At 69.2% G+C, this 665-nt stretch carries 1 protein-coding gene; it reads right to left on the reverse strand.

What is annotated here, in order from left to right:
• Nucleotides 1-241 precede the first annotated feature (241 nt).
• Entirely contained in the window at nucleotides 242-580 is a 339-nt protein-coding gene (locus ACFXKA_RS42750; protein WP_379431869.1) for a thioredoxin family protein, read from the reverse strand.
• Between the last annotated feature and the right edge of the window lie 85 nt (nucleotides 581-665).

Genomic DNA, 665 nt, shown 5'->3' on the forward strand with positions numbered 1-665 from the left:
GGACCCGCGTGCTCGAGTTCCTGGGCCTCTCCGCACCATTTTCCGAAGCGCGCACGCCTTGATACGAATCCGGGATCCGTCATTGCCGACGTCCGGCCACGGCGGGGAGCCGCCTTGCGTGAGCACCAGGAACTCGCCAGGGCACTCGGCGGTTTCGGTGAAGAGTTGTACGTCTGCGGACACGATGGTGCCCCGGTCGGCCGCTGCGGGCACAACCTCACCCGCTCGGTATGCGGCCCGCTCACAGGTGGGCGGCCAGGAACTCCCCGAGCGCTGTCCTGGACAGTGGGCCGCTCACGGTCGCCGTCGGCTCGCCCCGATCGATCAGCACGAGGGAGGGCGCGCCGGTGACGCCGTAGCGTCGGACGGGGCCGGGGCACCTTGCGATGTCGGCCCGCATGACGATCAGTCGGCCCTCGTGGGCGTCGGCCGCCTCTCCCACCAGGGCATCCATTTCCTTGCACGCTGCCGCGGCCTTGGGCCACACCCCGTAGAAGTACGCGAGGACCGGCACATCCGCCTTCGCCAGGATGAAGTCGAACTCGACTTCCTCATGGGGCCGTTGGACCTTGTTCGGCATCGGCGCTCCTTGACGCTCCACTCGGTGCGAGGCAGTGGGTGCCTCCTTGTGTCCCCCCGACCGCGACGGCCGTACCGCCCGTCAG

Origin of the sequence: Nocardia sp. NPDC059228 (assembly GCF_042754245.1) — a bacterium.
GTDB lineage: Bacteria > Actinomycetota > Actinomycetes > Mycobacteriales > Mycobacteriaceae > Nocardia.

What these genes read in the sequence shown, in the direction of transcription:
- ACFXKA_RS42750 (WP_379431869.1), bottom strand. Translation starts at nt 580, where the DNA reads ATGCCGAACAAGGTCCAACGGCCCCATGAGGAAGTCGAGTTCGACTTC.